A 24,796-nucleotide genomic window follows, 5' to 3' on the forward strand; every position below is an offset into this window, starting at 1 on the left:
AAATAAAAAGAAATAAATAATTGGTTTTTTCAGAATGGTAGTTCTGCATAGTAGCCCTTTATGGTTGCACTCTTCCAGTTCCTTATAACTCCAAGGGAGTTCATGTTGCTTGATGCATCGGCGTTTACCCACTGCCCATTCACGTATAACTGGGCCCAGACATGACCGTAGCTGTTACCAGAGAGGAATGTGCAGGTTGCATGGACGTACCTCGCCTCTATACCTGAAGCCCTTGAGAGGGCCACAAGGAGGTGGGTTATATCCACACAGTTCCCGGTCCTGGTTTTCAGCGTACCGGTGGCACCGTACCTTGTATTGTAGTAGAAGCTGTAGTCTATATGGTCACGCACCCAGTTGAATATGGCTGTTGCCTTCTGCAGTGTCGATGAAAGACCCTTTGTTATGCTAGCTGCAAGGGACCTTATCTCCTGGTTGTAAACAGGACAGTTGGCTGATGATGCAAGGTACTTTCCCCTGAAAATTGAACTGTCGATGGCCACGTTGTCGGGTAGCCTTCCGTTTGCACCCTCAAATGCAACGACCTTTGATAGCAGATAAACCATTGTATTGAAGCTCAGACTCCCTGCACTGGAGGATATGCTGGATGGAGCCCTGCCGTTTGCTGACATGTAGTTCCAGACTTCCGATGCAATTCTAAGGTAGCCGTCCCTCTGAATTGTCCCTGCTGCCACTAGGGTTGTGTTTGATCCCTCATTGAATGACCTGATTTCCAGGTCAGCTCCTGTGAGAAACCCTGCCAGCAGGTAGAGGAACTCAGAGTTTTTGATCTGAACTCCATCTATACTCACGTAACTGGGGAGCCTGTAGTTTGACTCCACAAAACTCTTGAACCTGCTGGCGGCATCCCTTAACATCTCTGCGGTTACTGAATTGGCGGCAGAGGGCATTGTGGTTGCGGATGGTGTTCCACCCAGAAAATCCCTGTCTATCAGGCCGTACCTGAAGAGGGCATATCCGTCTGCACCTCCACTCAGAACCGCGTTTATGTCGGCCCTGAGTTCATCTGCAGGTACTGGTGTCACATCATTGTCTGACCGGTAGGTCTGAAGTCCAGTCCAGACCCGGGCGTTGAGGCTTTTGCTCTTGATGTAGGCCGTCACATTCCCTATCCATGATGTTCCTGTCTTGTATTCGCCCCTGTAGGCCATGGGCACCAGTACGTCAAGGTACTCTGCAAGCTTTGTGTAGTCCTGTCCATAGTAGTAGGCGTTTGAGGCCTTCTCTGGCATCATCGCCGCTGATAGGAGCAGGTCGGGGTTCACTGATTTTATGGCTTCACTTATTTTCTTCACGATTCCTGTTATTGTCTCTGTGGAATTGGGGACCTGGTAGGCGTTTCCCGGATATCTGATGTAGTCCAGGTGCACCCCGCCAACGCCAGGTACACTGATGTAGGAGAGGGCGCGCTTTGTCAGGTTATCTATGAAGTTCTCTGCGTAGGTCCTGTTGTAGCTGTACACTGTTTCGGTGGTCTTAACAGTTTTTGTAACTGTACGGTACTTTATGGTGTACCTTGTCTCCTTAACGTACCTGTAGTATGTCTTTTTAACGTAGCGGTACTTCCAGGTGTATTTCAGTTTACCGCCGTACCTGTACCATACCTTGTACTTCTGTTTCACATACCCTGTGTAGGCCTTCTTCACTGTTACTGTGTAGTAGTACCTGTATGGCTCCTTTACTGTGACCTTCTGTGTCTTTGTAACATTGTAGGCGTATCTTCCGGTTGGGTCAACCCATTTTCCACTGGCATCCTTGAGGCAGATCACCCAGGCGCTCACCCGTATCCCCTGCTCTGATGCATTGCCGAGGAACGAGGTGAGGTTCCTGCTGAACCTTGCGTCATTGAAGGCTAGCTGCTCAAGGAAGACATCCTTTATACCCATCTTTTTGAGTTCTGTGAGGTTCACCCTCCCCATATCGTAGGCCTTAACCCAGATGGCCCCATGGGGTGCGTCTGTTTCCTCTGTCTGGGTGGATGTCCGGTTACCTGTATCATTTGATGTCTGGCTGTCACTTTCCGTTAATGTCATGTTATTGCTGGCTTCTGTCCCATTGAGTGTCCCGTTATCTGATATCTCAACGGCACCTGCTACATTTGAGCCCAGAAATGATAGCACCATAACTAGGGCTATTAGTAGATTCAGTTTTCCCGAAATTTTACCGCCTCCACTGGGGTTTCGGAAACCCCACATACACTCTTAAAAACTGCATTGTATATAAATATTGTGGTCTAAAATCAGGAAAAAAACAATATTAGAGCCTTTTAAATCAAAATAAACACTATGACGTCTTTTTTTCTGGGCCATGCACCGGTGTGGTCTGAGCACGACGTGATTAACTGGGGGACAGATATGAAGGCCCCGATTCAACTTTAGAGCTCTAAAGAGGGCGTATTTTCGGGTGCATGAACCCATGGTCCCCATGGAATTGTCTGTAAATCCCACAGGAAGTCACTGTGGTGCCTCCAGCGGGTGCATGGATTGATCCGAGCACCTTCCAAGGGGTGCTCACTCCTCAAGTTCACAGACACCACTGTAGCAGCTGAATATCTCCCCTGATATTCTCTCTGTTGCTTCACGTTTCTCTGAGACAACGACATCTGCCCCTGCAGTGTATAAATTCTCTGTATTCTCGAATCCCCTTATACGAGCGATTATCTTCATCCTCTCATTCAGTGCCCTGGCCTCATGGATCGCGTGGACCGTTGAACGGTAGTCTGCAATGGCCACCACCATAACTGCGGCTTCCGGGACATTGAAGTGCCTGAGGACACCCACGTGGGTGCCGTCCCCATAGTATACGTTGAGGCCCTCATCCCGGGCCCTCTTGACGGTTTCAGGGTTAACGTCTATGCCTATGTAGGGTATGCCGTGGTCCTCAGAGGTCTCTGCAAGCCTCCTCCCGGTTATGCCCATACCAATGATGATAAGGTGGTCCTCAAGGTTGACCTCAGGTTTACGGTACCTTCTACCGTTCTTTATCCTGGGATGGATATCCGCCTGGATGATCCTCTCTGAGATCCTGGGTGAAAGGGATATGAGGAAGGGGGTGAGGGCCATGGTTATGAGTGAAACCGAGAGGAAGGCCTGGAATGTGAAGCGGTCCATGAGGCCGTACCTGAGCCCTGACTCAGAGAGTATGAATGAGAACTCACCTATCTGTGCAAGGACAACCCCGGTTAGCACCACAACCCTTGCTGAGAACCCCATGATGAAGCCCACGAAGCTGTTGAGGGCAAGCTTTATCATCATAACACCAATGAGTGCAAGGATGATGAGGGGCAGATGCTTGATAAAGAACCCAACATCAAGGAGCATCCCCAGGGATACAAAGAAGAAACTCAGAAAGACCTCCCTGGAATGGCAGTATGGTCCCCTGGGCCCTGTGGGCGTAGTCTGTATTTGCAACGATGAGGCCTGCGAGGAAGGCCCCAAGTGCCGGTGATAACCCTGCACTCCCTGTGAGCCAGGTTACAGATGCACATACGAGTATCACGGTGAGGAGGAATATCTCCCTGCTCTTTGTGGCTGCAACGACATCAAAGAGCCTCGGGACGATCCACCTGGCAGAGAGGAAGGTTCCAAGGAGGACCGCGCCACCTGTAAGCAGGGTGTGAAGGGGTGTCGAACCACCGGCCCCTGAAAGGAATGGTATGGTGAGTATCATGGGCACCGCCGCCACGTCCTGGAATATGAGTATGGCAAGGGAGGCCTGGCCGTGGGGTGTCTCTGTCTCATGGAGGTCCTGGAGGACCTTCAGTACAACCGCTGTACTGCTCAGGGCGATGAGAAAACCCATGAATACCGCCTTTCCAGGGCTCAATCCAAGTATCAGTGTGAGGAATGCCACCATCAGTACTGTGAGTCCTATCTGCAGTGTACCCCCGATGAGGGCGGTCTTCCTGAATTCACCGAACCTCTCAGGGGACATTTCGAGTCCAATGGTGAAGAGCAGGAGTATGACACCGAGTTCTGCGAGGCTCTCTATGCTGCCAGAGGATATGAGGCCAAGGACCGAGGGGCCGGCTATGACCCCTGTTACAAAGAATCCCAGTATGGTTGGAAGTTTAGCCCGGTTCAGCACAATGAGGACGATCAGCGCAAGGCTGAATATGATGACTATTTCCCTGATTAGTGGAACCTCCATGATAACACCCTTTTCTATGATGACCCTGTTCTTATCCATAATCTGCACTTAATCTATAAGTCTTAATTAATAAATTGAAATGGGGATTTTTTTGGCTGGTGGATCCTTTAATGTTTAAAAAAAGAAATAAGGGTTTTTAACCCTTAAAATGGTAAACTCGCGTATATGCCCTTTATCACTGCGCTGGAAGTGTTCCAGTTGTTTACAATTCCAAGGCTGTTTCTTGAGCTCGTTGCATCTGCAGCGTACCATGTATCGCCAACAAGGAGCTGGGCCCACACATGACCATAGGTGTTCCCTGATGTGAAGTTACAGGTTCCATGGACGTACCTTGCAGGGATCCCTGAAGCCCTTGCAAGGGCCACAAGGAGGTGTGAATGGTCCACACAGTTGGCTGTCCTGTTCTGAAGTGTACCCAGGGCACCGTACCTTGTGTTGTAGTAGAAGCTGTAGTTCACATTGTCACGCACCCAGCAGAAGATGGCCGATGCCCTTGAAAATGTTGATGTGAGTCCACTGGTAATGCTCGCTGCAAGGGACTTTATCTTCTCGTTATCCACAGGACAGTTGGCCGATGATGAAAGGTACTTCCAGGTACTCTCGCCCATGTAGGGGTCGTTCTCTGGCCGGTTTTTCAGTGAGGACGCCAGCTTTGTCACGGTCACAGTATTTGGAAGTCTCCTGTTGCTGCTATAGAAGCTCAGAATCCTTGAAACTGAGTATACAAGGCTCTCATACGAGATTCTACCTTTACCTGAACCTGCATAGTTCGGGGCTCTCTGGTTCCTTTCAATGAACCCCTGAACCACGGATGCAATCCTCAGGTACTCATCCCTTTTTATGGTACCTGTCGCATCCCCTGCAGGGTTTGCTGCCTCACCGGCGTTAACCGGTGTTATAGGGGTGTTCTTCCCCAGATTTATCTGGTTGAGGCATTTAACCATTAGATGCAGGAACTGGGCTATACCAAGCCTCTGGTTTGACACCTGCACATACCCGGGTAGGCTCTGATTCTGGTCAATGTACATCTTCAGTGATCTGGCCGCGGAAAGTATCTGTTCCCTTGTGAACCCTGAGTTGCCACTGGCAGCATCGCTGCTGCCGGAATTGTTACTGGCAGGGGTGGATGACTTTACAGAATTCAGTGTGTCAAGTCTGATGTAATTTGGAAGGCGTTGATTTGTCACTTTAAAATTAATTGCCCTTGCAAATAGCCACACAAGTGATTGGAATCCTATCCTCTGGTTCCTGAAGCTGATGTATCCAGGCGCGCCTCCACTCTGGAGCACTCTGCCTGCAACTTCAAGGTAGTCCTTCAGGTAAATTGAGCCTTTGAGCACGGTTCCGGATGTTGCTGACGGTACCTGTACCTGGTTCACTGTGGGTGTCCTGTTGAGGACGTACTGTGCTTCAAGCTGCAGTAGCTGTGCCATGTTAACCTTCACATTCCCCACCTCCACGGTGAGGGGTAGACGCCTGTTCTTCGCAATGAAGGCATTGACACGGACTGCGGCGTCCTCAACATCGGCCCTTGAAACTGATGGGCCCGCTGCAGAGTCCAGAGTTCTCTCATCCCCTGAACTTGCATTAACCTCTGCAACTGTGGAGTCTGACTCCATCACTGTACTGAAGGTCTGTACTGTCATGTTATCAGGAAGCAGTGCTTCTTCACCTTGTGTGTTCTGGGCATAGATCTCTCCGGTATTGAGTAACACCATGCATACAAATAGCAGCATGCACAGCATTTGCATACCACGGGATATACTATCGCCTCCAGAATGCAGGACGGAATCCTGCAACCATATCTCTGTCCCTGATTTTATTTATAAATTGTGATCCTTTCGCGTATGATCAGCTGTGATTTCAATGAATTTGATCCCTCTATTTTATAACATTCCCTTTGGAGTCTGGGAGGCGTCTGCGTCTGCAGGTGATCCATGAATTTTTGATCCCTCTATTTTCAGGCTAAGCAGGTTAAGCCTATACTCTGCTTTCAGGTTATGAGTTAAGAAAAGCGATCGGGACCCCCTTGGGCTCATGTAGTAAGAAAAACCGTCAATGTATCCTGAGGATCCCTTTCCTGAACATTAGAATCTCTTCCGGTACTGTATCTCTGAGAACCTCACCCTGAACTCGGTTCCACTGTCTGAACTGTAATCCAGCTCACCATTAAGCTGATCAGTCAGATTCCTCACGAGGAGCATTCCAAGGCTCTTGAGATCATCCAGATTGAAGTCATCAGGGAGGCCCACACCGTTATCGGCAACCGTAAGGAGGAATCCTTCGCCTTCACGGCTCAGTGAAACACGCACCTCACCTTCACCATCAGGGAATGCATACTTCAAGGCGTTTGTCACAAGCTCATTCACGATGAGGCCCAGGGGCATTATGGTGTCAACGTTGAGGTTGATGTCATCAATCTCAAATATTAGATCCACACTCTGCTCCGGTTTCATGTAGGAGAACATAATGTTCCTTACAAGACCCTCAATGTAACTCCTCACATCGATATCTATGAGGTTTCCTGAACGGTAGAGCTTTTCATGTATCATTGACATGCTCATGATACGCCCCTGGCTGTCCCTCAGCACACCCCTGATTTCAGGGTCATCAATGTAACTGCTCTGAAGGTTCAGGAGACTTGATATCACCTGAAGGTTGTTCTTGACCCTGTGGTGTATCTCCCGGAGGAGCAGCTCCTTCTCCTCAATGGACTCAATGAGCCTCCTCTCATAGAATATCCTCTTCAGTGTTGAGGCGGCCTCACCACCCAGGGTCTCAAGAAACCTCAGCTCATACTCATCAGGTTCATGGCCGTTCATGATGGCAAGGAAACCCAGGTTTCTATCATCGTGCCTCAGTGGAACAGCTATCATATCATCCCTCACAGCCACACCATCCTCAAGGTCCGCCAGGATACCCTCAGGGTCATCAACCCTGAAACCATCACCCATGGGCCATGGGACCCCATCCCTCAGGAGGTAGATAGAACCCTTTGAGAGGCCAAGGTGCTCGTTTACAAGGCTCATGATATTCCTGAAGAGTTCCTCGGGGCTGTTACTGTGGTTTATCATGACTATAGCCTCGTTGAGTGTCCTGAACTCATGCAGGCGCATCCTGGTAAGTTTCTCGGATTTCTCTGTTTCCTCTATCCGGTCCCTCAACCTGATGGTGTGGCGGAGGTCCTGGGCCACCAGGGAATAACCAACGGTATCTGCGCCCTCCCTTATGAGTGAGATGAACAGTTTCACAGGGAGCCGATCACCATCCCGCCTCATGTAATTGATGGATAATGGCCTGTGATGGTAGTCTCCACTGGAGTATGAGGCCCTCGCAGTTATGTCCCTGAATTCTACCTCAATGGTCTCATGGTGTTCGGGTGCAACGATCTCCCTCCAGTCCACTGCAGAGTCCATCCCCAGTTCCTTCTTCGCCCGGTGGTTGAGGCAGATCACCCTTCCATCAGCATCCAGGAGGATGACCAGGTCTGTGACCTTATCTATTATGCTCTCCCCTGCAAGGGATGGGCTCATGGTAACCGGCCGGTAATTGATTATTGCGTGGCATATACCAGCGGATCCCATCATCCCCACAATCTGGCCCAGGGCATTGGTGGTCTGTGGACTGGTGGAGGTGATGAATGAGCTCAGGATCCAACCTGCAATGATGCTGAAGGATGATGAGAGGAATATAAGAGTTGACATCTGCCTCTCACGTTGGGAGGGCGCCCTCCTTGCATGGTTCCATATCATGGAGACGGCGACGGTGAAGTAGCTGACCATGTATATTTCAGGGAATATTCGGATGCTCCCTGCCCATGATAGGGGGCCATGGATGTTCAGGGGTTTGATGAGGGATCCCATGAGGAGTATGTAAATTAATATAAGGGGCGGGATTACTGTCAGCACCGTGAACTTATGGATCCTTTCCTCATCCGCAGAGAGCACAAGGGCAAAGTTCAGGAAAAGGGCGGGCATGAGGATCCAGGCAATACCTGAGAGCATGTAAAGAATGGTTGCATGCATGATGGATTTGGTGGCGTAGATGAGGGCGGATGTGATGGACCATATTGCCATTGTAATGGCTATGAGAAGAAAGATCCACTCAAGATTACTCCTTCTTTCAGTGAGGGGATAGATTCCCACGGTAAGGTACAATACCGATGCCAGTACAGATAGGGTTATGTAGATGTTCATCCTCCCACATCACTCAAGGTATACATAAAATGAGGTGGTATACTGGTATATCATGGTTACCTAACAATAGCTTTACGCTTTTCAGTTAGGTATACTGGTATATCATGGTTACCTAACAATAGCTCTGGGCTTTTCAGTTAGGTATACTGGTATATCATGGTTACCTAACAATAGCTCTGGGCTTTTCAGTTAATTAAATATTGGTGCCGGCAATACAGTTCAATGAAGTCGCTGAAAGTATCAGGTGAGAGCCCTGACCACAGCACAGGGAGCCCTGATTTCAACCGACCTCAAGGTTAATGCACATTAACACCTACAGCCAAGGTAATATCGTTGATATAGATCGGGTCCCGCTTCTGATTTGGAGGATGGATTGATATGGATGTACTTGTGATGGGATACTATGGATGGAATAACACGGGAGACGATGCGATGCTTTATTCACTCCTCGATGGACTCAAGGAGACACTCAGCGATGTGAGATTCAATATAACAGCAGCATCAGAACCCTTTCTGCCCGGCGACCTGGATGTGAGGATCGTACCACCGGGAATATCACCAGCACTTCTGATGGCATTTTTGAGGTCCTCCATGGTTATACTTGGAGGGGGGACACACTTCTTTGATTATGGAAAGACATCCTCAAGGATCATGAGGCTGGCTCAGATATTGATCATGACACTGACTGCAAGATTAACGCGTAAAAGAGTTTACTTCATGGGAGTTGGTATTGAGAGACCCGTTCACCGGTGGAGCAAATTTCTAATTAAGAACACCTGTAGACTTGCCAGTAAAATAGTTGTAAGGGATTCAAATTCCATGAGGGTGCTCTCTGAAATGGGAGTTAATGAGAGGGCTGAACTCTCTCATGATCTGTCATTCTTTCTTAAATATGAAAAAAGGAGGAGAAAGAGGGGATTGCTTGGAGTCTCAGCCATGCCCTACTTCAGGATATATGGGGGGGATGAAAAGAAGGATGAACTCCTGGTGAGGGCCTTTGCCGATGCAATACGCAGCTGGCTGGCACTGGACGATGAAAACACCGCCAGGCTCTTCATATTCAATGGGAGGGAACCCAATGATGATAGGAGGATATCAATGAGGATAGCCAGGGAGGTTAACGATGATAGGGTCCGTGTGGAGGACTACAGACCTGATCCACGCGAAACCATTGCTGCTGTGGCATCATGTGATGCATTCGTGGCCATGAAGTTCCATGCAGCCCTCTTTGCATATCTGAATGATGTGCCTGAAATTATAGTTGAGTATGCAGCTAAAAACAGGGCGCTTGTGGAGGATGCGGGTTTCGGGAGGAATGCAATCATAGATCTGGATGACGTTTGCAACGGGGAACTCTCAGGGAGGGTGGAGGATCTTTACAGAAATCCTGAGGATTACATGGCAGCCAGGAGGGCTTCAGAGATCAGAGGGGAATTCCCGTCATTATCTGATGATTTGCCCTTGGAGGGTCGCTGATGCTACCATTCAGATATCTGAGGTGCTCCGATGAGGGTTATTAACGTTGTTATGCAGAATTATATCGGCGGACCCCAGGTTAGGGTTGTTTCGGTTGCTGAGAAACTTCTTGCTAGGGGAGTGGAGACTGTGGTATGCGCACCATCAGGGCATGATAATCCCCTGGAGGAATACGTAAGGACTCATGGTCTTGAATTTGAGGGGTTCTTCATGCCGGGCCTCAGGGAGTTCAGGGGATTTGGTGATGTAATTAAGAATTTGATATGGGTCCTGAGCGTTCCACTAACTGTCATTCAGATGATAATGATAATAAGGAGGACCCGTGCAGATGTGGTTCATGTGAATGGTGTTCTGAACTTCCAGGCTGCTGTGGCAGGATTCATCTGCAGAAGGAAGGTTGTGTGGCACCTTATGAGTTCCCTCTACCCTCCAGTGGTTCTGGGGATCATGATGCCCATTGTGAGGTTCATCGCCGACGAAATTGTTGTGATTGCCGAGGGACTTGCCACATACTATCTCTCGGAGGGTGATAGGTACACAGTCATATATGAACCAGTTGACCTTGAAAGATTCAGACCGTCACTTTACAGTGATAGACGTGATCATATCAGAGAATCCATTGGACTGTCTCCATCAGATACTGTAGCAGTCTGCATTGCCAATATAAATCCCATCAAGGGGTATGAGTACCTCCTGAAGGCTGTTCCATCGGTTTTGAAATCTGTGAGGGATTTCAGATTACTTGTGGTGGGTGATGTTCCTGAAAGCCAGGGGGAATATTACCGCAAACTCAGGGAGATGGTGAGTTCACTTGAAATTAAGGATGCGGTGAAATTCCTGGGTAGGAGGGAGGACATACCTGAGTTGCTCGCAGCCTCTGACATCTTTGTGCTTCCTTCAATTGCTGAGGGAACTCCCATATCAATTCTGGAGGCCATGGCCATGGGTAAACCGGTAATCGCGACAGATGTGGGTGCAGTGGATGAACAGGTCATTGAGGGTGAGAATGGATTCCTGGTGTCCCCGGCTTCTCAGGATCAACTGGCTGAGAGGATAATTGAACTCTCCCTTAACCAGGACCTGAGGGCATCCATGGGGAGGGCCTCAAGGAGGCTCGTGGAAAAATTTTCACTTGAACGCTGCGTGGAGGAACACATGCGCATCTATGAATCATGAAATGCTATTAATAGCCCTTGCCATGTTGGAAACACGACCTCCTGCCAGTAAATGGAGTGCATATCCATCAGTTCACAGGTCACTTTTAGGGTACAGAGCCTTTAATCTGAATGGATGGGGATCAGCGGGATATGAATCCCCCATGGCTGTTTATTTCAGTGTCATCCTGTCATTTATAGACAATGACTGTTAGATGATCTGGTTTGGATTAAATGTGCCGTCCACCCAGGTTTCTGTAAACTTTATTAACCCCTTTGGCTTATGTTTGATTGATCATCAAGCTAATACATCTCTGATGTATGTGACTCCCCTACCAGTAAAAGGTTAGAACTGTGATATAATGAGGATTTTAAGTGTTATCATCGGAACACCTGATGAAAATTCTTCAATGTGGATGCGGATAAAGAGGCAGGCGGAAATTCTGTCTTCGCTGGGGCATGAAGTTGAATTATGCTTTTACAGTTTCTACAGCAGACATGAGCTGTCATTTGAACCACCCTTTAAGTACTCGGTCATGAGGGTTTCTCCCATCACTGTTCATCTCAAGCACCTTATTAATATTTCACGCGATAGTTACGATCTGCTTTTCTGTAACCTGGCGCCTTCAGCCTTCATATCATCCCTATCGAGGATAAGGGGGATTCCCATTGTACTGGATAATCATGGGGATCTTATAAGTGAAAGGGAATTGTATGAGCCGGGTATTCTGAGTAAAATTTATTATAGCATCGTTTCTTCACTGAGCTTCCGGGCTGCTGACAGGATAATCTGTGTCTCCAGTTCAATGATGGAGGATCTAAGGGAAAGGGGGATTCCAGGTAGAAAGCTGTACTATGTAACCAACGCCACGGATCTGGATCTCTTCAGCCCCCTGGATGAGGAGGAAACAGATAGGGTGAAGTCAGATCTGGGTCTGGAGAACAGGTTAACATTTGGATACATCGGTGCTGATAGTAAATGGCAGGGTGTGGATAATCTCATTGAAACAGGCAGGCGTATTGATGATGATGACCTTCAGTTTCTTTATGTGGGGTTCTCAAGAAACACGGTGAGATCCCATAATGAATTATACCTGCCAAGGGTCCCCTTTGATGAAGTTAAATATTACTATGGGGCCTGTGATGTCCTGGTTCTTCCAAGGCCACCACATAAATCTGCTGAAGTCGCTGCTCCAACAAAATTCGCTGAATATGCAGCCATGGGCAGACCCATATTAACAACTGACGTGGGGGATGCTGCAGATCTGGTTAGAAAATATGAATGTGGCATTGTCGTTGATGACAACAGACCTGAAAACCTTTTGAGGGGTAGAAACGTTTAAATCCCTACCAGAGGATGAACTTGTAAGGATGGGTGAAAATGCCAGGAGGATGGCTGAAGAGGAGTTCAGCATGGAAAAAATGAAGCAGGATTTAAAAAATGTGATTGAATCTCTGGGGGTTTGAATGATATTTAGCATTTATATGTTCTTAGCTGTGTTTACACCAAATCTCTGGGGGTTTGAATGATATTTATTTATACCTATGACAGATCTATAGAGGGTAGCAATGAAGTTTATGAAGGACGGTTCTCAGGACATGATCCTATAAAATTTACAGGACATCTGATACACAGGGTCCATATGGGGCGTTTCACATGATATCAAAGACTAAAAAGATGGATATCATAATATACACGGTTTTACTGGCCTTTACATTGTTCATGGCCCTTAAATTGTTCCAGCTACAGACAGACATAGGAATCTACTACATGGACATATTCCTCTATGTTAACAATGCCATGAAGATGGCTCATCTGGGCCCCGGGGATGCCCTCTACCTTCCCCCATTCTTCCCTGCCATCCTGTCAATCCTGTTCAGGCTGGGCTTCACCGGTGAGAGAACAGTATTTGCAGCTGCAGCAGCCTTCTATGTTCTTGGAATCAGCGGCATGTACCTTCTGCTGCGCCTGAGGTTCAGTGAAATGGAGAGCCTGGCAGGCGCCATCTCACTGGCATCCTTCAGTCTGATCCTGGCATGGGCAGCAACCGGAGCCCTGGATGTTCCTGCAATGGCACTGTCCATATGGGCGGTTTATCTTGCACTCCTTGCAAGGAGGCATGACAGCCGGTTCTACTACCTTGCCTTTCCGGTTTCAATGGCTGCATTCCTCACAAGGTACACATCTGGTCTCATGCTCCTCCCCCTGGCAGTCATAATACTGACTGATCCATCCCTCAGATCAAAGCTGCCGGATATAGGTAAGGGGATCGTGCTGGGAGTCCTACTCTACATCCCATTCGGCTACTTATTCTACAGTTACACCAGAACACCCCTGCCCTTCACGAAACAGTTATCATCCACAGTCACAGGTTCAGCCACCTCCCTAAACCCTGGCTACAGTACCGACACCCTTTACTACCTCAGGCACCTTCCAGAGTACATCTCAGCCATACCCTCACCATCCTATTACCTGGGAGTGATAAATCCGTCCTATTCCGGACCGACAGTCACAGGATTCATAATACTGGCCATCATAGCAGCAGGACTGATCGCACTCATATGGAGGAACAGGGACCTGATATCCATTCATAACTCTGAAAGGAAGATATTATTCATTTTAATATCCGCAGTACTCATAGTAGCCTTTGGAAGACTATCATTTGCACTGAGTGAGGTCCTCATACTCATATGGGCGCTTTCAATCCTGTGGATGAGGGGGGAGACTGATAACATCGACCTGAACCTTGCAATGGCGGTCTGGTTCCTGGCCTACCTCTACATGCACAGCTTCCATCCGGTAAAGGTTGACAGGTACATCATAACTGTCCTGCCACCCCTCGCCTACTCAATATCCCTCTCAGTGAACCAGCTGTCAGCTTCAATCAGATCCATGAGGGCTTCAACCATTCTCTCTGCCGCCATCGCAATACTGATGGTCTCATCGGCACTCCATTACACTGCGGGGATGCCCCATGAGGATGGTACAGTTAAGGCTGAGAAGGAGGCAGCCGCCTGGCTCATGGACCATGACCCATCATACAGGGACAGGGTTATAGCCTCCGACAGGGGTCCTGCCTTCACATGGTACATGAATCACTACGTCTTCACAAGGATAATCCACCATCAGATGCGGGAAATGAGCCTCAGGTACTTCTATGAACTTAAACCATACTACTACATATTCTCGACCGGTAAAACAGAGATCCCCTCAGGGTACAGGGTCATCTATTCAAGGGATGGGGTCTCCATTGCTGAGAGGATCTCATAGGACATGGCGGGAGCACATCCACATTGAAATATTTATATGCTGCGAATTAATATTAGTTTGAGTTAAAAAGGAGGGCATGGATGTTTGAGGCCTGAAGAAGATCCATGTCATTGGTTCATCAGGACATCATGTTAGGTTGAACCTTATTCTAAAAGGTGATTACTGAGATAATATGGAGTGATGCTGATATGGAAACTCAGAGAATACTCGTAACCGGTGGCGCCGGATTCATAGGCACAAACCTTGTCAATGAACTCAGGAACAGGGGCCACGAGGTCCTGGCGGTTGACCTCATGCACACAGAACGCGAGGACTACATGAGGGCCGATGTGAGGGAGTACAGGCAGGTTGAAAGGATCTTTGAGGATGACAGATTCGACTACGTCTACCACCTGGCGGCTGAGTATGGCCGCTGGAACGGCGAGGACTACTATGAGAACCTCTGGAAGACCAACGTGATAGGTACAAAGCACATGCTGCGGATGCAGGAGAAACTGGGCTTCAGAATGATATTCTTCTCCTCTGCAGAGGTCTATGGGGACTACAGTGGAGTGATGAGTGAGGATGTCATGGTCAAAAACCCCATCAGCGATACCTACCAGATGAACGACTATGCCATAACCAAGTGGGCCGGTGAACTCATGTGCATGAACTCTGCAGAGATGTTCGGCACAGAGACAGTCCGTGTGAGACCCGTGAACTGCTACGGTCCCCATGAGAAGTACTCACCCTACAAGGGATTCATACCCATATTCATCTATCATGCACTGCACAGAAAGCCCTACACGGTCTATAAGGGTCATAAAAGGATAATAGACTACGTGGAGGACTCTGTGAGGACCTTCGCAAATATCGTGGACAACTTCATCCCGGGGGAGGTCTACAATGTTGGTGGGCGTACCGAATGGGAACATGATATCAAGGAGTACTCCGACATGGTCCTTGAGGCAGTTGGGATAGATGATTCCATAGTTACCTACAGAGATTCAGAGCCATTCACAACAAAGGTGAAGACCATGGATTTCTCAAAGGCCATCAGGGACCTCAAACACGACCCCAGGGTGCCCCCTGAGGATGGTATCAGGCGCACCGTTGAATGGATGAAGTGGTACTACAGGATAGAGGACTGAAAATGAGGATAGTCGCAGTCATCCCTGCCTTCAATGAGGAGGTGGCCATCGGCTCGGTTGTGCTGCTAACAGGGGAGCATGTTGATGAGGTTATAGTGGTTGATGACGGATCCTCCGACAGAACAGCCCACGTGGCTGAGATGGCGGGTGCAAGGGTCATAAGGCACCACAGGAATATGGGCAAAGGAGCAGCCCTCAAAACAGGATTTGAGGCGGCAGATGCAGATATAATAGTCACCCTCGACGCTGACGCCCAGCACAACCCGGCCGAGATACCCAAACTCGTTGAACCCATACTGAGGGGGGAGGCCGACGTTGTTAATGGAAGCCGCTACCTCCATGGGAGGGACCGGAACACCCCCAGATACCGGAGGGTCGGCCAGAGGATACTTGACAGGACCACCAACATATCAACTGGCCTGGATATAACCGATACCCAGAGCGGTTTCAGGGCATTCTCATCAAGCAGCATACCCCACTTCAGGTTCAGGGACCCGGGTTTCGTGGTTGAAAGTGAGATGCTTGCAGACGCTGCAGAGGCCGGCCTTAGGATAGTTGAGGTTGAGGTCGGCGTGAGGTATGATGTGGATGGATCCACAAGGAACCCCATAAGCCACGGTGTCTCGGTGCTCCTCAAGATCATAGGGGACCTTGAACTCAAGCGCCCCCTCTACTACTTCACACTCCCCGGCCTCATAATAGGGGTTGCAGGGGCAATACTCAGTTTGATGTTCATAAGGGACTACATAAACGGTGCAAGTGTGAATATGGGTCCCACAATAGTGGCTGTGATGCTTACCCTCTTCGGGACATTCTTCATCTTCACCGGCATAATCCTGGATTCCATGAGGCGGATGATAATCCACTATGGAAGGTGACTGAAGACAGATAATGTTAATGGAAGGTGATTATTATGGATGAATTCAGAGCTTATGATGGTAAATGTATTCTTGTAACGGGTGGAGCAGGATGTGTTGGAAGCAACCTCTCAGCGCGCCTTGCAGAGGCAGGAGCCCGTGTGATCATACTCGACAACCTCTCATCGAGCTATGAATGGAACATTCCTGAACATGATAACATAGAATTCGTTAGAGGAGACATACTGGACGACGAGGTCCTGAAACGTGTATTCAAGGAGAGGCCAGAGCACGTCTTCCACCTCGCCGCCCACTTCGCCAACCAGAACAGTGTCGACAACCCTGAAAAGGACCTGCTGGTCAATGGACTCGGCATACTGAAGGTACTTGAGTATGCACAGCTTGTGGGTGTTGAGCGGTTCGTTTACTCATCATCAGGATGCGGTGTCTATGGCCTTGACTCAAGGATACCCTTTGAGGAACATGACATCTCAATATCACTCCACACACCCTACCAGGTTACCAAGCTCCTGGGAGAGCTCTACACCAACTACTTCCACAACCTCTATGATATGCCCATCGTCAATGCAAGGTTCTTCAATGTCTTCGGGCCCGGTGAGGTGCCGGGAAGGTACCGCAACGTGATACCCAACTTCTTCTACTGGGCCATGAACCAGCAGCCATTACCCATAACAGGGGACGGCTCAGAGACCAGGGACTGGACATTCGTGGAGGACATAGTCAGGGGACTCATGGCCATGGGTGTGAGGAGGAAGGCCATAGGCGAGGCCATTAACCTGGGATCAGGTACCGAGCACCAGGTTATTGAGATGGCGAGCATCATAAACGAGCTAACAGAAAACCCTGCGGGTGTTGTCTACAGGCCGCGGAGGGACTGGGACGCCAAGACAAGACTCCTATCATCAATAGACAAGGCCAGAAGACTCCTGGATTATGAGCCCCAGGTGTCCTTCAGGGAGGGACTTGAGCGGACCCACCGGTGGTTCACCGATAACTGGGACCTCATAGTGAAGAGCGCGGAGTTCTGATTTACCAAACTTCTCTTAATGGATGATCACATGAGGATACTGGTCGTACAGGAATCAGACTGGCTGGAGAGGAATCCTCACCAGCAGCACCACCTCTTTGACAGGTTATCTGCAAGGGGCCATGATGTGAGGGTCATAGATTACCCCATCGACTGGAGGAAGGATGACCCTGATGGCCTGATGAACCCCAGGAGGGTCTACAGGGGGGTCCACAAGGTCAGAGAGGATGCCGGTGTGGATGTGATAAGACCCGCTCACATCAAGGCCCCGTTACTGGACTACCTCTCAATACCATTCAGCCATGGCAGGGAGATACGGAGGCAGATAAAGGAGTTCAAACCTGATATCCTAGTGGGATTTGGTCTCATAAACTCCTTCATAGCATCCATTGAGGCTAGGAGGAGGGGGATACCCTTCGTCTATTACCTCATCGACGTGCTATACACCCTGATACCCGAGAGGGCCTTCCAGGGTCTTGGCAGGATGCTCATGAGGAAGACCATCCAGAGGTCTGACCTTGTCCTCACCATAAACCGGAAGCTCGACCAGCTGGCACTGGAGTTGGGGGCAGGGAGGACAGAGGTCATAGACGCTGGCATAGACCTTGCAGAATTCGACCCTGACCTTGACGGTTCACGCATAAGGGATAGGTACGGTGTGGGGGATGATGACATCCTCCTCTTCTTCATGGGTTTCCTCTACAACTTTTCAGGTCTCAGGGAGCTTGCAGCTGCAATGGCTGAGAGGCGCGAGGAATACCCCAACGTGAAGCTGATGGTCGTTGGGGATGGGGATGCATATGATGACCTCAAAGGTATAAGGGATGAGAACAACCTCGATAGCCTCATACTGACTGGAAGACAGCCCTACAATGATATACCTGAATTTTTGGCGGCCTCTGACATCTGCATACTCCCGGCCCACATTGATGAGGAGATAATGCAGGACATAGTCCCCATAAAGCTCTACGAGTACCTTGCAATGGCAAAGCCCGTCATAGCCACAAGGCTCCCGGGCATATACATGGAGTTCGGGGAGGGCAACGGAATCCACTACATAGAGAGGCCTGAGGAGACCCTTGAGGTTGCAGTGGAACTTGCAGACAGGCTCAGGGAGGAGGGCCAGATGGGAAGGCGCTTTGTAGAGTCCAATGACTGGGAGACCATAACCGACAGATTTGAGGTTATACTCCAGGAACTTCTGGAGAATGATAATTAGAATCTGCTGGTCACAATGCAGGGATGCTTTATGAGGATAGTTACTGTGATACCCGCCTTCAATGAGGAGAGGGCCGTTGAGTCAGTTGTGAGGGGCGCCCTTGAACATGGTGATGTGATCCTCGTTGATGATGGCAGCACAGACGGAACAGCAGAACTGGGTGAGGCTGCAGGTGCAAGGGTCATAAGGCACCCTGAAAACCTCGGGAAGGGGGCGGCCCTGAAGACAGGTATAAGGGCGGCACTTGAAGGTGACTATGACGTCATTGTCTTCATGGATGCCGACGGCCAGCATGACCCCTCCCTGATACCTCAACTCGCATCTGCGGTCAATGGTGGCGACTTCATAATAGGATCAAGGTTCCTTGGGAATAAACATGACAGCATGCCCCTCCACAGGCAGCTATCAAACAGGATAACAACGTGGATACTGAGGATGGCCACCGGGTATGAAATAACAGATAGCCAGAGCGGCTTCAGGGCCATATCAGCCAGATGCGCCCACCTGATACTTAACATACCTCACAACGACTACGTTTATGAATCAGAGGCGATATGTAAGACCTCAAGGCACAGATTGAGGATAGCTGAGGTCCCGATAAACTGCACCTACGGTGATGAGAAGTCCTACATAGGAGCTGGGGATGTGCTGAGGTACATCAGATTCATTTTGAGGCTCTTCCTCAGGAGATTCTCTGCTGTTAGAACATGACATGCGGTGTATCCAATGAAGAGGATTTACATCCTTGCACTGAGCATCCTCCTCATAATTTGCCTGATAATATGGATTGGACCCTTCAGGATCATCAGGGCAGCCTCCATGGCTGACTGGAGGATCATAGCCATTGCTCTACTCATCCACCTGGCAGTTGTGGCTGTCAGAAGCCTCAGGTGGGGCTTCATAATAGGTCAGCCCCGCAGAATGGGTGTCAATTTCAAGGTAAAGACCATAGGTCTCTTTGCAGGTAACCTCAGTCCCATGAGAAGCGCCGGTGAGGTTATGAATGCAGTTGCAGGTAAAAAGTTGAATGGCATAGAGCTCTCTGAGGGTTTATCAGCAGGGTTAACCGAGAGATTCTTTGACCTCGGGATAGGGGGGGCTCTGCTTCTCATGGCTGCCGTGATGGTCCCTGTGATAAGGATACTGGCCCTTTTCGGCGCTTTCCTCTCGGTCCTTATAACCTATCTTATCTACATTTTTAACTGGAGGGAGGAGAAGGGATTGAGGATATACCGCAGGATGCACAGGGTCATGGAGAGACTGCCCATCTCTGAGGAGATACTTGAAAACCTCTACACGCGTCTGACAGCAGGTATCAGGGGGATGATAGGTTACACGAGGTCCTACTCAAATTTCAGATCCATGGGTTTAATATTCATCCTCTCACTCCTCTCCTGGTTCATGGAGTGCCTCAGGCTCTACCTGGTCTTCATGGCCTTCAGGGTGGAGATTGCATTCTCAGCGGTTATAATAATATTTCTCCTGGCAAACCTTGTTGGTATACTCTCCGCCCTCCCCGGAGGTATGGGCTCCATGGAGGTCTCTATGACAGGTTTATTTGTAATATTCGGTGTTTCAGAGGTCATGGCAGGCAGTGTAGCCCTTTTGGACCGTATAATATCATTCTGGACAGTCACAGTACTTGGAGCTATACTCTCATCATTCTATGCAGGGGAGATATTTGATGAGGTGAGGTCATATGTCCTTGACATCAGGTCATGACCTTTATGGTGGGTTTGGTCTATATTGACTTTGGTCTGGACTTTCCTATTACCTCTCCCTGATGATTGACCTCAATATATCCCTGTCCACAGAGTCCAGGGCCCCGGTAATGAGTATCCCTGCGATATATGCACCCAGGGCCAGGGGGGCCATGATTGTTATGCTGATGGGTGTTAGAAGCAGTACGATTGAAACTGAGGCCGGCAGGAGGATCCTCCAGGCAGCATGGAGGTCCCTCCATGATGGGCCGAAACCGAGTTTCCGCACTGCGATGAGGAAGAGTATGGTCATGAAGACCTCCGTGATCACTGTGGCAGCGCTAGCACCCATGAAGTCGAATCTGGGGATCAGTATGAGGTTCAGAATCACGTTGAATATGGCAGCAGTCCCTGTGATCTTTGTGACGGTTGTCTGCCTGTTGACTGACCCAAGGAGGCTGGAGGTCACACCGTTTACAAACATGAAGGCGGTTGCGGTTATGAGTACCCTGAGGGCCGCTACAGATTCAAGGTACTTGGCAGAGAAGATCAGCTCTATAATAGGCACTGCAAGGGCAAATACCATGAATATTATGGGTAATGCGATGATTACGAGGTACTTGATGGATCTCCTGTAGGTGAAGCGCAGCGAATCCTCACTTTCAACGTGGAACCGGGACATCACAGGAAATACCGCCGCAGTGTAGACACTGTAGAGTGATACGATCACCGTGAGTAGCCTGTAGGGTGCATTGTAGAGACCCACCGAGACATCACCCTTAATGAGTGAGAGCATCACAGAGTCTATCCAGAAGTATATCATGGAGAAGACACTTGTTATGCCAAAGGGAATGGCCTCCATGATCATTTCACGGCTGAAACTTAAACCCGGTGTGAAGAAACGCCTGGTGAAGATGGTAATGGAGTACAGCAGCGAAAGGATGGCTGCAACCAGGTAGGCCACTGCAACATGGACCACATTACCCCCGAGCCAGACAACGGCGAGGACACCCAGGAGTATAAAGAGGCTGTTGAGGATGTTCCATATGGTCTGATACTCCATCCTCTGGAGGCCCTGGAATAAGCTGTTAAAGAATGAGCTAAAGGAGCTCATAAGCATGTAACATGCTATGATGATGATTACAGCGACTGAGGTGCCGTGGTAGAGGCCTGTGAGTGGCAGGAGCAGTATCATCAGAAATACGATGCATGATAAGATGATACGGTTACCAAGACCTGCAGCCACAAGCTCCCCCGCCCCTGTGGGGTCCCTGGCAATCTCACGGGTGAGGTAGGTCCCGATGCCCAGATCAGCCAGTATACTGAATATTCCTGTAAGTGCGAGGGCGGTTGAGAGTATACCGAAACCGGCGGTTCCAAGGTATCTTGCAAGGTAGACATTCCATACAAAGGCCGCCACGTTTGTGAAGACCGTTGCCAGGAGAAGGAAAAGGGTGTTCCTTGCAAGGGTTCTCACCTGGCTCATTTCAATCCCTGATCACCTTATTCCCGCTCTGAAGTCTTTCCCTGAACCACTCAACGGTCCTCATGAGACCATCCTTAAGTCCAACTTCCGGTCTGAAACCGGCTGAAACGAGCCGTGATGTGTCTGCAAGGGAGTGGCGCACATCCCCGGGCCTCTCATCAAGGTACTCTGGCTCTACATCTGCCTCAAGGATTCCGGAGATTATATCAAAGAGTCTGTTAACTGTAACTGAAGTTCCACCGGCCACATTGTAGATCCCTGATTCAGGGGACTCTGCAAGGTGGATGTTGACCCTTACAACATCCCCAACGTATATGAAGTCACGGCTCTGCTCCCCATCACCGTAGATTTCAGGTGACCTCCCCCTTAGGAGGGAGTCGATGAACCTTGGGATGACAGCGGCGTACTGTGAGTCAGGCCTCTGACGGGGGCCATAGACATTGAAGTACCTCAGTGAAACCGTGCTGAGACCGTAATCCTCAAAGACCTGGCAGTAGTACTCCCCCGCGACCTTTGACACAGCATAGGGTGATAGGGGCATGGGCCTTGCGTCCTCAGAGAGGGGCATTTCGGGGTTGTTCCCGTAGACCGCGGAGGTTGAGGCGTTCACAACCTTCCTGACCCCTGCCCTGCAGGATGCCATGAGTACCCTGAGGGTCCCGGTGGCATTTACCCGGTGACACCTGAGGGGGTCCCTCACACTTTCAGGGACACTGGCGAGGGCCGCCTGGTGGAAGACATAGTCCTTACCCTGAAATACCGCCTCAAGGTCCAGTTCATTGATGCTTCCCCTGATGATTTCAAGGTCATCATGGTGGGGATTACTCAGGTTATCAATTCTCCCTGTTGAGAGGTCATCGATTACAGTGACCCGGTTCCCCCTATCAAGGAGTTCGTCTGTGAGGTGTGAACCTATGAATCCAAGTCCTCCTGTTACAGCTACATCCATATCTCTCATATTTTATCCCTGTCCAGTACTATTAAGTCAACTTTTACATCCATCCATGTTATGATCATTGTCAGATCGCATGGTAGATAAGACTCATAATTTAGGTGTTCGGTGGATGTGAGGGTGTCATGTTACGTTTATGAATAAATGGAGGGACCTGTAGGGTTTTTCTGTTTCAGGTAACCTGTAAAGAAGGAATTCAAGCTTCTGGTCCTCTCCAGCCTCTGTGACAGTGAAATTCACCCTCCTCTCCCACTTCTCACCATTACCCAGTTTTATGGTTTCATTCCTTAAAACATCTCCGCCAAGACGCACCACCATGAGGTAGGTCTCGTTGCGGTACTCACGGTTAACCACACCCACAATTACACCGGCACTTTCACCTGCTGTGAGGTTCTCGGGGTACCCGTAGGCCTTCCCCCCGGGCCCCAGGATATAGAACTCTGTGAACCTCTCAGAGGGTGCCGGGTTGAGGGTTATGTAAACCGTTACCGCAATTAGCACCAAAAGTATGATTGAGAGGAGGAGTGAGATCTTACCGTCCCTTGAGAGGTTACGGGGTGAGGGTATCCTCCTTATGTCAGCAGAGTAGGCGAGTTCCCCGCGCCTCCACCTCCTTATGAATGCGGCTGGAGTGAGTGCAAGGCTGAGGCCTGCCACTGTCCTTGCAAGGAATGGTTTGAATGTAACACCTCCCCCCATGAGGAGTGCGATGACCGAGGTCATGATGATGCTCGTGGAGAATGCCAGAAACAGCCTCTCAGGGATACTGAGCTGCACCCTTTCAGGTGCGATGGCCGAAATCAGTATGTAGCCCGGGATGAAGAGCACCTGGAGGTAGAAGAGCGCCTCACCTATGCCCCCCCTGAAAATTATGATGGTCAGAATGCTCAGGATGGATAGAACCGCAAGGTCACTGAAACCGCCGGTGGAGGTGGTTTTTTCAGGTTCTGAGGAGAATCCATGTTCTGAAAATGCCTTTTTGAGTTCCCCTTCAACATCATCACCTTCGATTTTTTCAGGGGCCCATTCTTTTATTTTTCTCATTTTAAGGGCCCTTTTCTTTATGAGGGAGGGGTCACCCACATAAAGGTCCTCATCTGATATTTCAGGCATCTCAAGGGTGATTTCATCCTCCACTAACCCATATTTCTCCAGGATGTCCATTTCTGACTGCTGAAGGGACTCTATGATTTTTATCCTCTGTCTGGACCTTCTGATGTAGGCTGCAAGGGCTGCCAGTATACCTGTGACCCCAAGGAATATGTGACCATAGCCCCTGGGTACAGGTAAGCATGCTAGGGGTGTCAGGATGGAGACGAAGAGGGCTATTAATCCCACCTGCTTAAGTCTTCTCATCTCCCGCAGCCCTGTTAGGAAGGCTGATGCCACCAGATAGGATGTGCTTACTATGAGGATGAGTGCAAGGAGGAACCTCACATGCCTGAGGTGTATGAGGTGTATGAGGATGGGTGTTGAGGATGATATGATACCTGCAATCAGGAGGTCCCTTGAGGAGAGGCCGAGTCTGATGACTTCATCTTCCTCAGGTCCTTCGCTCTGTTTTTCGCCGGACATTCTTGCAAGTTCCCTTGCGGTTCTTGTCTGGGTATCCTCCTCAGGGGTATCCTTCTTTCTCAGGCGGATTATGAGAGCAATGAGGGGTATAATTATGGCCGGGAGTGCATAAAGTGATCTTGAGTTCCTGAGGGGCGTGTAATTAAGGATGAGGGCGTTGAGTGTGATAAGGAGCATTCCTGCCACCGGGGTGATCAGAATGCTGTCGAGGCCTGTGATGATGAGTATGGTGTAACCTGACACCACTATGGATGATGCTATTCCAAGAACCCTGAGATGAAATAATGGCATGTTTATGAGGATCGCTGATATTATGCCTGTAAATAATAATATAATCTCCCGCCTGAACTTCAACTGAGATTCTCCCGTATGCTGATTGGACTATTTATTATGGGTCGTGGACTGATAAATATTTTCATGTCTGTCACATGTGCCCTTAAGCAGACATATTTCAGTTCAGATGGCGATGCAGATTAAAATAAGGTTACGTGGCTGATTTTATAGCCAGGTGGTATATTCTGACCCTGTATTCCCCGGGCGCGGTGAAGGGTGGAATTGTGAGGTA

General features: G+C 49.3%; 17 protein-coding genes and 1 pseudogene. 10 read left to right on the top strand and 8 right to left on the bottom strand.

Annotated elements, in window-relative coordinates; all coding sequences use genetic code 11:
• Positions 1 to 29 precede the first annotated feature (29 nt).
• The 5 genes and pseudogenes from OXN82_RS02785 to OXN82_RS02805 form a co-directional block, all read right to left on the bottom strand.
• Entirely contained in the window at positions 30 to 2,213 is a 2,184-nt protein-coding gene (locus OXN82_RS02785; RefSeq protein WP_321211854.1) for a transglutaminase domain-containing protein, read from the bottom strand.
• Between the two features lie 315 nt (positions 2,214 to 2,528).
• Positions 2,529 to 3,128 (bottom strand): NAD-binding protein, encoded by a 600-nt coding sequence (locus OXN82_RS02790; protein ID WP_414855698.1) that lies wholly within the window; start codon positions 3,126 to 3,128, stop codon positions 2,529 to 2,531.
• A pseudogene (locus OXN82_RS02795) lies at positions 3,120 to 4,206 on the bottom strand (cation:proton antiporter); the annotation flags it as partial. The gene OXN82_RS02790 and the pseudogene OXN82_RS02795, both read right to left, overlap by 9 nt.
• Before the next feature lie 104 nt (positions 4,207 to 4,310).
• Entirely contained in the window at positions 4,311 to 5,912 is a 1,602-nt protein-coding gene (locus OXN82_RS02800) for a pseudomurein-binding repeat-containing protein (protein ID WP_321211857.1), read from the bottom strand.
• Positions 5,913 to 6,254: 342 nt separating this feature from the next.
• The gene (locus tag OXN82_RS02805; RefSeq protein WP_147670911.1) at positions 6,255 to 8,363 is read right to left on the bottom strand and encodes a histidine kinase dimerization/phosphoacceptor domain -containing protein; all 2,109 of its coding nucleotides are present in this window, start codon (positions 8,361 to 8,363) and stop codon (positions 6,255 to 6,257) included.
• A 378-nt stretch (positions 8,364 to 8,741) separates the two neighbouring features.
• Here OXN82_RS02805 and OXN82_RS02810 point away from each other — a divergent pair, with 378 nt between their 5' ends.
• The 10 genes from OXN82_RS02810 to OXN82_RS02855 all read left to right on the top strand — a co-directional run bounded on the left by OXN82_RS02810 (position 8,742) and on the right by OXN82_RS02855 (position 20,240).
• Positions 8,742 to 9,839, top strand: coding sequence for a polysaccharide pyruvyl transferase family protein (locus OXN82_RS02810; protein WP_147670910.1), 1,098 nt, complete (start codon positions 8,742 to 8,744; stop codon positions 9,837 to 9,839).
• 30 nt (positions 9,840 to 9,869) lie between these two features.
• On the top strand, positions 9,870 to 11,015 hold the full coding sequence (locus OXN82_RS02815) for a glycosyltransferase family 4 protein (protein WP_147670909.1): 1,146 nt from the start codon (positions 9,870 to 9,872) through the stop codon (positions 11,013 to 11,015).
• Between the two features lie 388 nt (positions 11,016 to 11,403).
• Positions 11,404 to 12,336 (top strand): glycosyltransferase, encoded by a 933-nt coding sequence (locus tag OXN82_RS02820; RefSeq protein WP_321211858.1) that lies wholly within the window; start codon positions 11,404 to 11,406, stop codon positions 12,334 to 12,336.
• A gap of 314 nt (positions 12,337 to 12,650) precedes the next feature.
• Positions 12,651 to 14,264, top strand: coding sequence for a glycosyltransferase family 39 protein (locus OXN82_RS02825; RefSeq protein WP_321211859.1), 1,614 nt, complete (start codon positions 12,651 to 12,653; stop codon positions 14,262 to 14,264).
• A 188-nt stretch (positions 14,265 to 14,452) separates the two neighbouring features.
• The gene (locus OXN82_RS02830) at positions 14,453 to 15,394 is read left to right on the top strand and encodes an NAD(P)-dependent oxidoreductase (RefSeq protein ID WP_321211860.1); all 942 of its coding nucleotides are present in this window, start codon (positions 14,453 to 14,455) and stop codon (positions 15,392 to 15,394) included.
• A 2-nt stretch (positions 15,395 to 15,396) separates the two neighbouring features.
• Complete coding sequence (locus tag OXN82_RS02835) at positions 15,397 to 16,272, top strand: glycosyltransferase family 2 protein (RefSeq protein ID WP_321211861.1); 876 nt, start codon at positions 15,397 to 15,399, stop codon at positions 16,270 to 16,272.
• Positions 16,273 to 16,307: 35 nt separating this feature from the next.
• Positions 16,308 to 17,300 carry an SDR family NAD(P)-dependent oxidoreductase gene (locus OXN82_RS02840; protein ID WP_321211862.1) on the top strand — a complete coding sequence of 331 codons (993 nt, stop codon included), beginning with the start codon at positions 16,308 to 16,310 and terminating at the stop codon, positions 17,298 to 17,300.
• Between the two features lie 30 nt (positions 17,301 to 17,330).
• On the top strand, positions 17,331 to 18,518 hold the full coding sequence (locus OXN82_RS02845) for a glycosyltransferase (RefSeq protein WP_321211863.1): 1,188 nt from the start codon (positions 17,331 to 17,333) through the stop codon (positions 18,516 to 18,518).
• 30 nt (positions 18,519 to 18,548) lie between these two features.
• Positions 18,549 to 19,229 (top strand): glycosyltransferase family 2 protein, encoded by a 681-nt coding sequence (locus OXN82_RS02850; protein WP_147670901.1) that lies wholly within the window; start codon positions 18,549 to 18,551, stop codon positions 19,227 to 19,229.
• Between the two features lie 15 nt (positions 19,230 to 19,244).
• Entirely contained in the window at positions 19,245 to 20,240 is a 996-nt protein-coding gene (locus tag OXN82_RS02855; RefSeq protein ID WP_321211864.1) for a UPF0104 family protein, read from the top strand.
• A 48-nt stretch (positions 20,241 to 20,288) separates the two neighbouring features.
• Here OXN82_RS02855 and OXN82_RS02860 read toward each other — a convergent pair whose 3' ends face one another.
• From OXN82_RS02860 to OXN82_RS02870, 3 genes are all read right to left on the bottom strand, one after another.
• Positions 20,289 to 21,704, bottom strand: a complete 1,416-nt coding sequence (locus OXN82_RS02860; protein WP_321211865.1) for a flippase — start codon at positions 21,702 to 21,704, stop codon at positions 20,289 to 20,291.
• A 1-nt stretch (position 21,705) separates the two neighbouring features.
• Positions 21,706 to 22,662, bottom strand: coding sequence for an SDR family oxidoreductase (locus OXN82_RS02865; protein WP_321211866.1), 957 nt, complete (start codon positions 22,660 to 22,662; stop codon positions 21,706 to 21,708).
• Positions 22,663 to 22,779: 117 nt separating this feature from the next.
• On the bottom strand, positions 22,780 to 24,522 hold the full coding sequence (locus tag OXN82_RS02870) for a DUF1616 domain-containing protein (RefSeq protein WP_321211867.1): 1,743 nt from the start codon (positions 24,520 to 24,522) through the stop codon (positions 22,780 to 22,782).
• Between the last annotated feature and the right edge of the window lie 274 nt (positions 24,523 to 24,796).

This window comes from Methanothermobacter sp. DP, from assembly GCF_026692625.1.
Classification (GTDB): Archaea; Methanobacteriota; Methanobacteria; order Methanobacteriales; family Methanothermobacteraceae; genus Methanothermobacter; species Methanothermobacter marburgensis.

Bases quoted from the DNA above. Each gene is read 5' to 3' on its own strand.
- OXN82_RS02785 (WP_321211854.1), bottom strand. From the start codon at position 2,213: ATGTGGGGTTTCCGAAACCCCAGTGGAGGCGGTAAAATTTCGGGAAAA.
- OXN82_RS02790 (WP_414855698.1), bottom strand. From the start codon at position 3,128: ATGGACCGCTTCACATTCCAGGCCTTCCTCTCGGTTTCACTCATAACC.
- OXN82_RS02800 (WP_321211857.1), bottom strand. From the start codon at position 5,912: ATGCTGTGCATGCTGCTATTTGTATGCATGGTGTTACTCAATACCGGA.
- OXN82_RS02805 (WP_147670911.1), bottom strand. From the start codon at position 8,363: ATGAACATCTACATAACCCTATCTGTACTGGCATCGGTATTGTACCTT.
- OXN82_RS02810 (WP_147670910.1), top strand. From the start codon at position 8,742: ATGGATGTACTTGTGATGGGATACTATGGATGGAATAACACGGGAGAC.
- OXN82_RS02815 (WP_147670909.1), top strand. From the start codon at position 9,870: ATGAGGGTTATTAACGTTGTTATGCAGAATTATATCGGCGGACCCCAG.
- OXN82_RS02820 (WP_321211858.1), top strand. From the start codon at position 11,404: ATGTGGATGCGGATAAAGAGGCAGGCGGAAATTCTGTCTTCGCTGGGG.
- OXN82_RS02825 (WP_321211859.1), top strand. From the start codon at position 12,651: ATGATATCAAAGACTAAAAAGATGGATATCATAATATACACGGTTTTA.
- OXN82_RS02830 (WP_321211860.1), top strand. From the start codon at position 14,453: ATGGAAACTCAGAGAATACTCGTAACCGGTGGCGCCGGATTCATAGGC.
- OXN82_RS02835 (WP_321211861.1), top strand. From the start codon at position 15,397: ATGAGGATAGTCGCAGTCATCCCTGCCTTCAATGAGGAGGTGGCCATC.
- OXN82_RS02840 (WP_321211862.1), top strand. From the start codon at position 16,308: ATGGATGAATTCAGAGCTTATGATGGTAAATGTATTCTTGTAACGGGT.
- OXN82_RS02845 (WP_321211863.1), top strand. From the start codon at position 17,331: ATGAGGATACTGGTCGTACAGGAATCAGACTGGCTGGAGAGGAATCCT.
- OXN82_RS02850 (WP_147670901.1), top strand. From the start codon at position 18,549: ATGAGGATAGTTACTGTGATACCCGCCTTCAATGAGGAGAGGGCCGTT.
- OXN82_RS02855 (WP_321211864.1), top strand. From the start codon at position 19,245: ATGAAGAGGATTTACATCCTTGCACTGAGCATCCTCCTCATAATTTGC.
- OXN82_RS02860 (WP_321211865.1), bottom strand. From the start codon at position 21,704: ATGAGCCAGGTGAGAACCCTTGCAAGGAACACCCTTTTCCTTCTCCTG.
- OXN82_RS02865 (WP_321211866.1), bottom strand. From the start codon at position 22,662: ATGAGAGATATGGATGTAGCTGTAACAGGAGGACTTGGATTCATAGGT.
- OXN82_RS02870 (WP_321211867.1), bottom strand. From the start codon at position 24,522: ATGCCATTATTTCATCTCAGGGTTCTTGGAATAGCATCATCCATAGTG.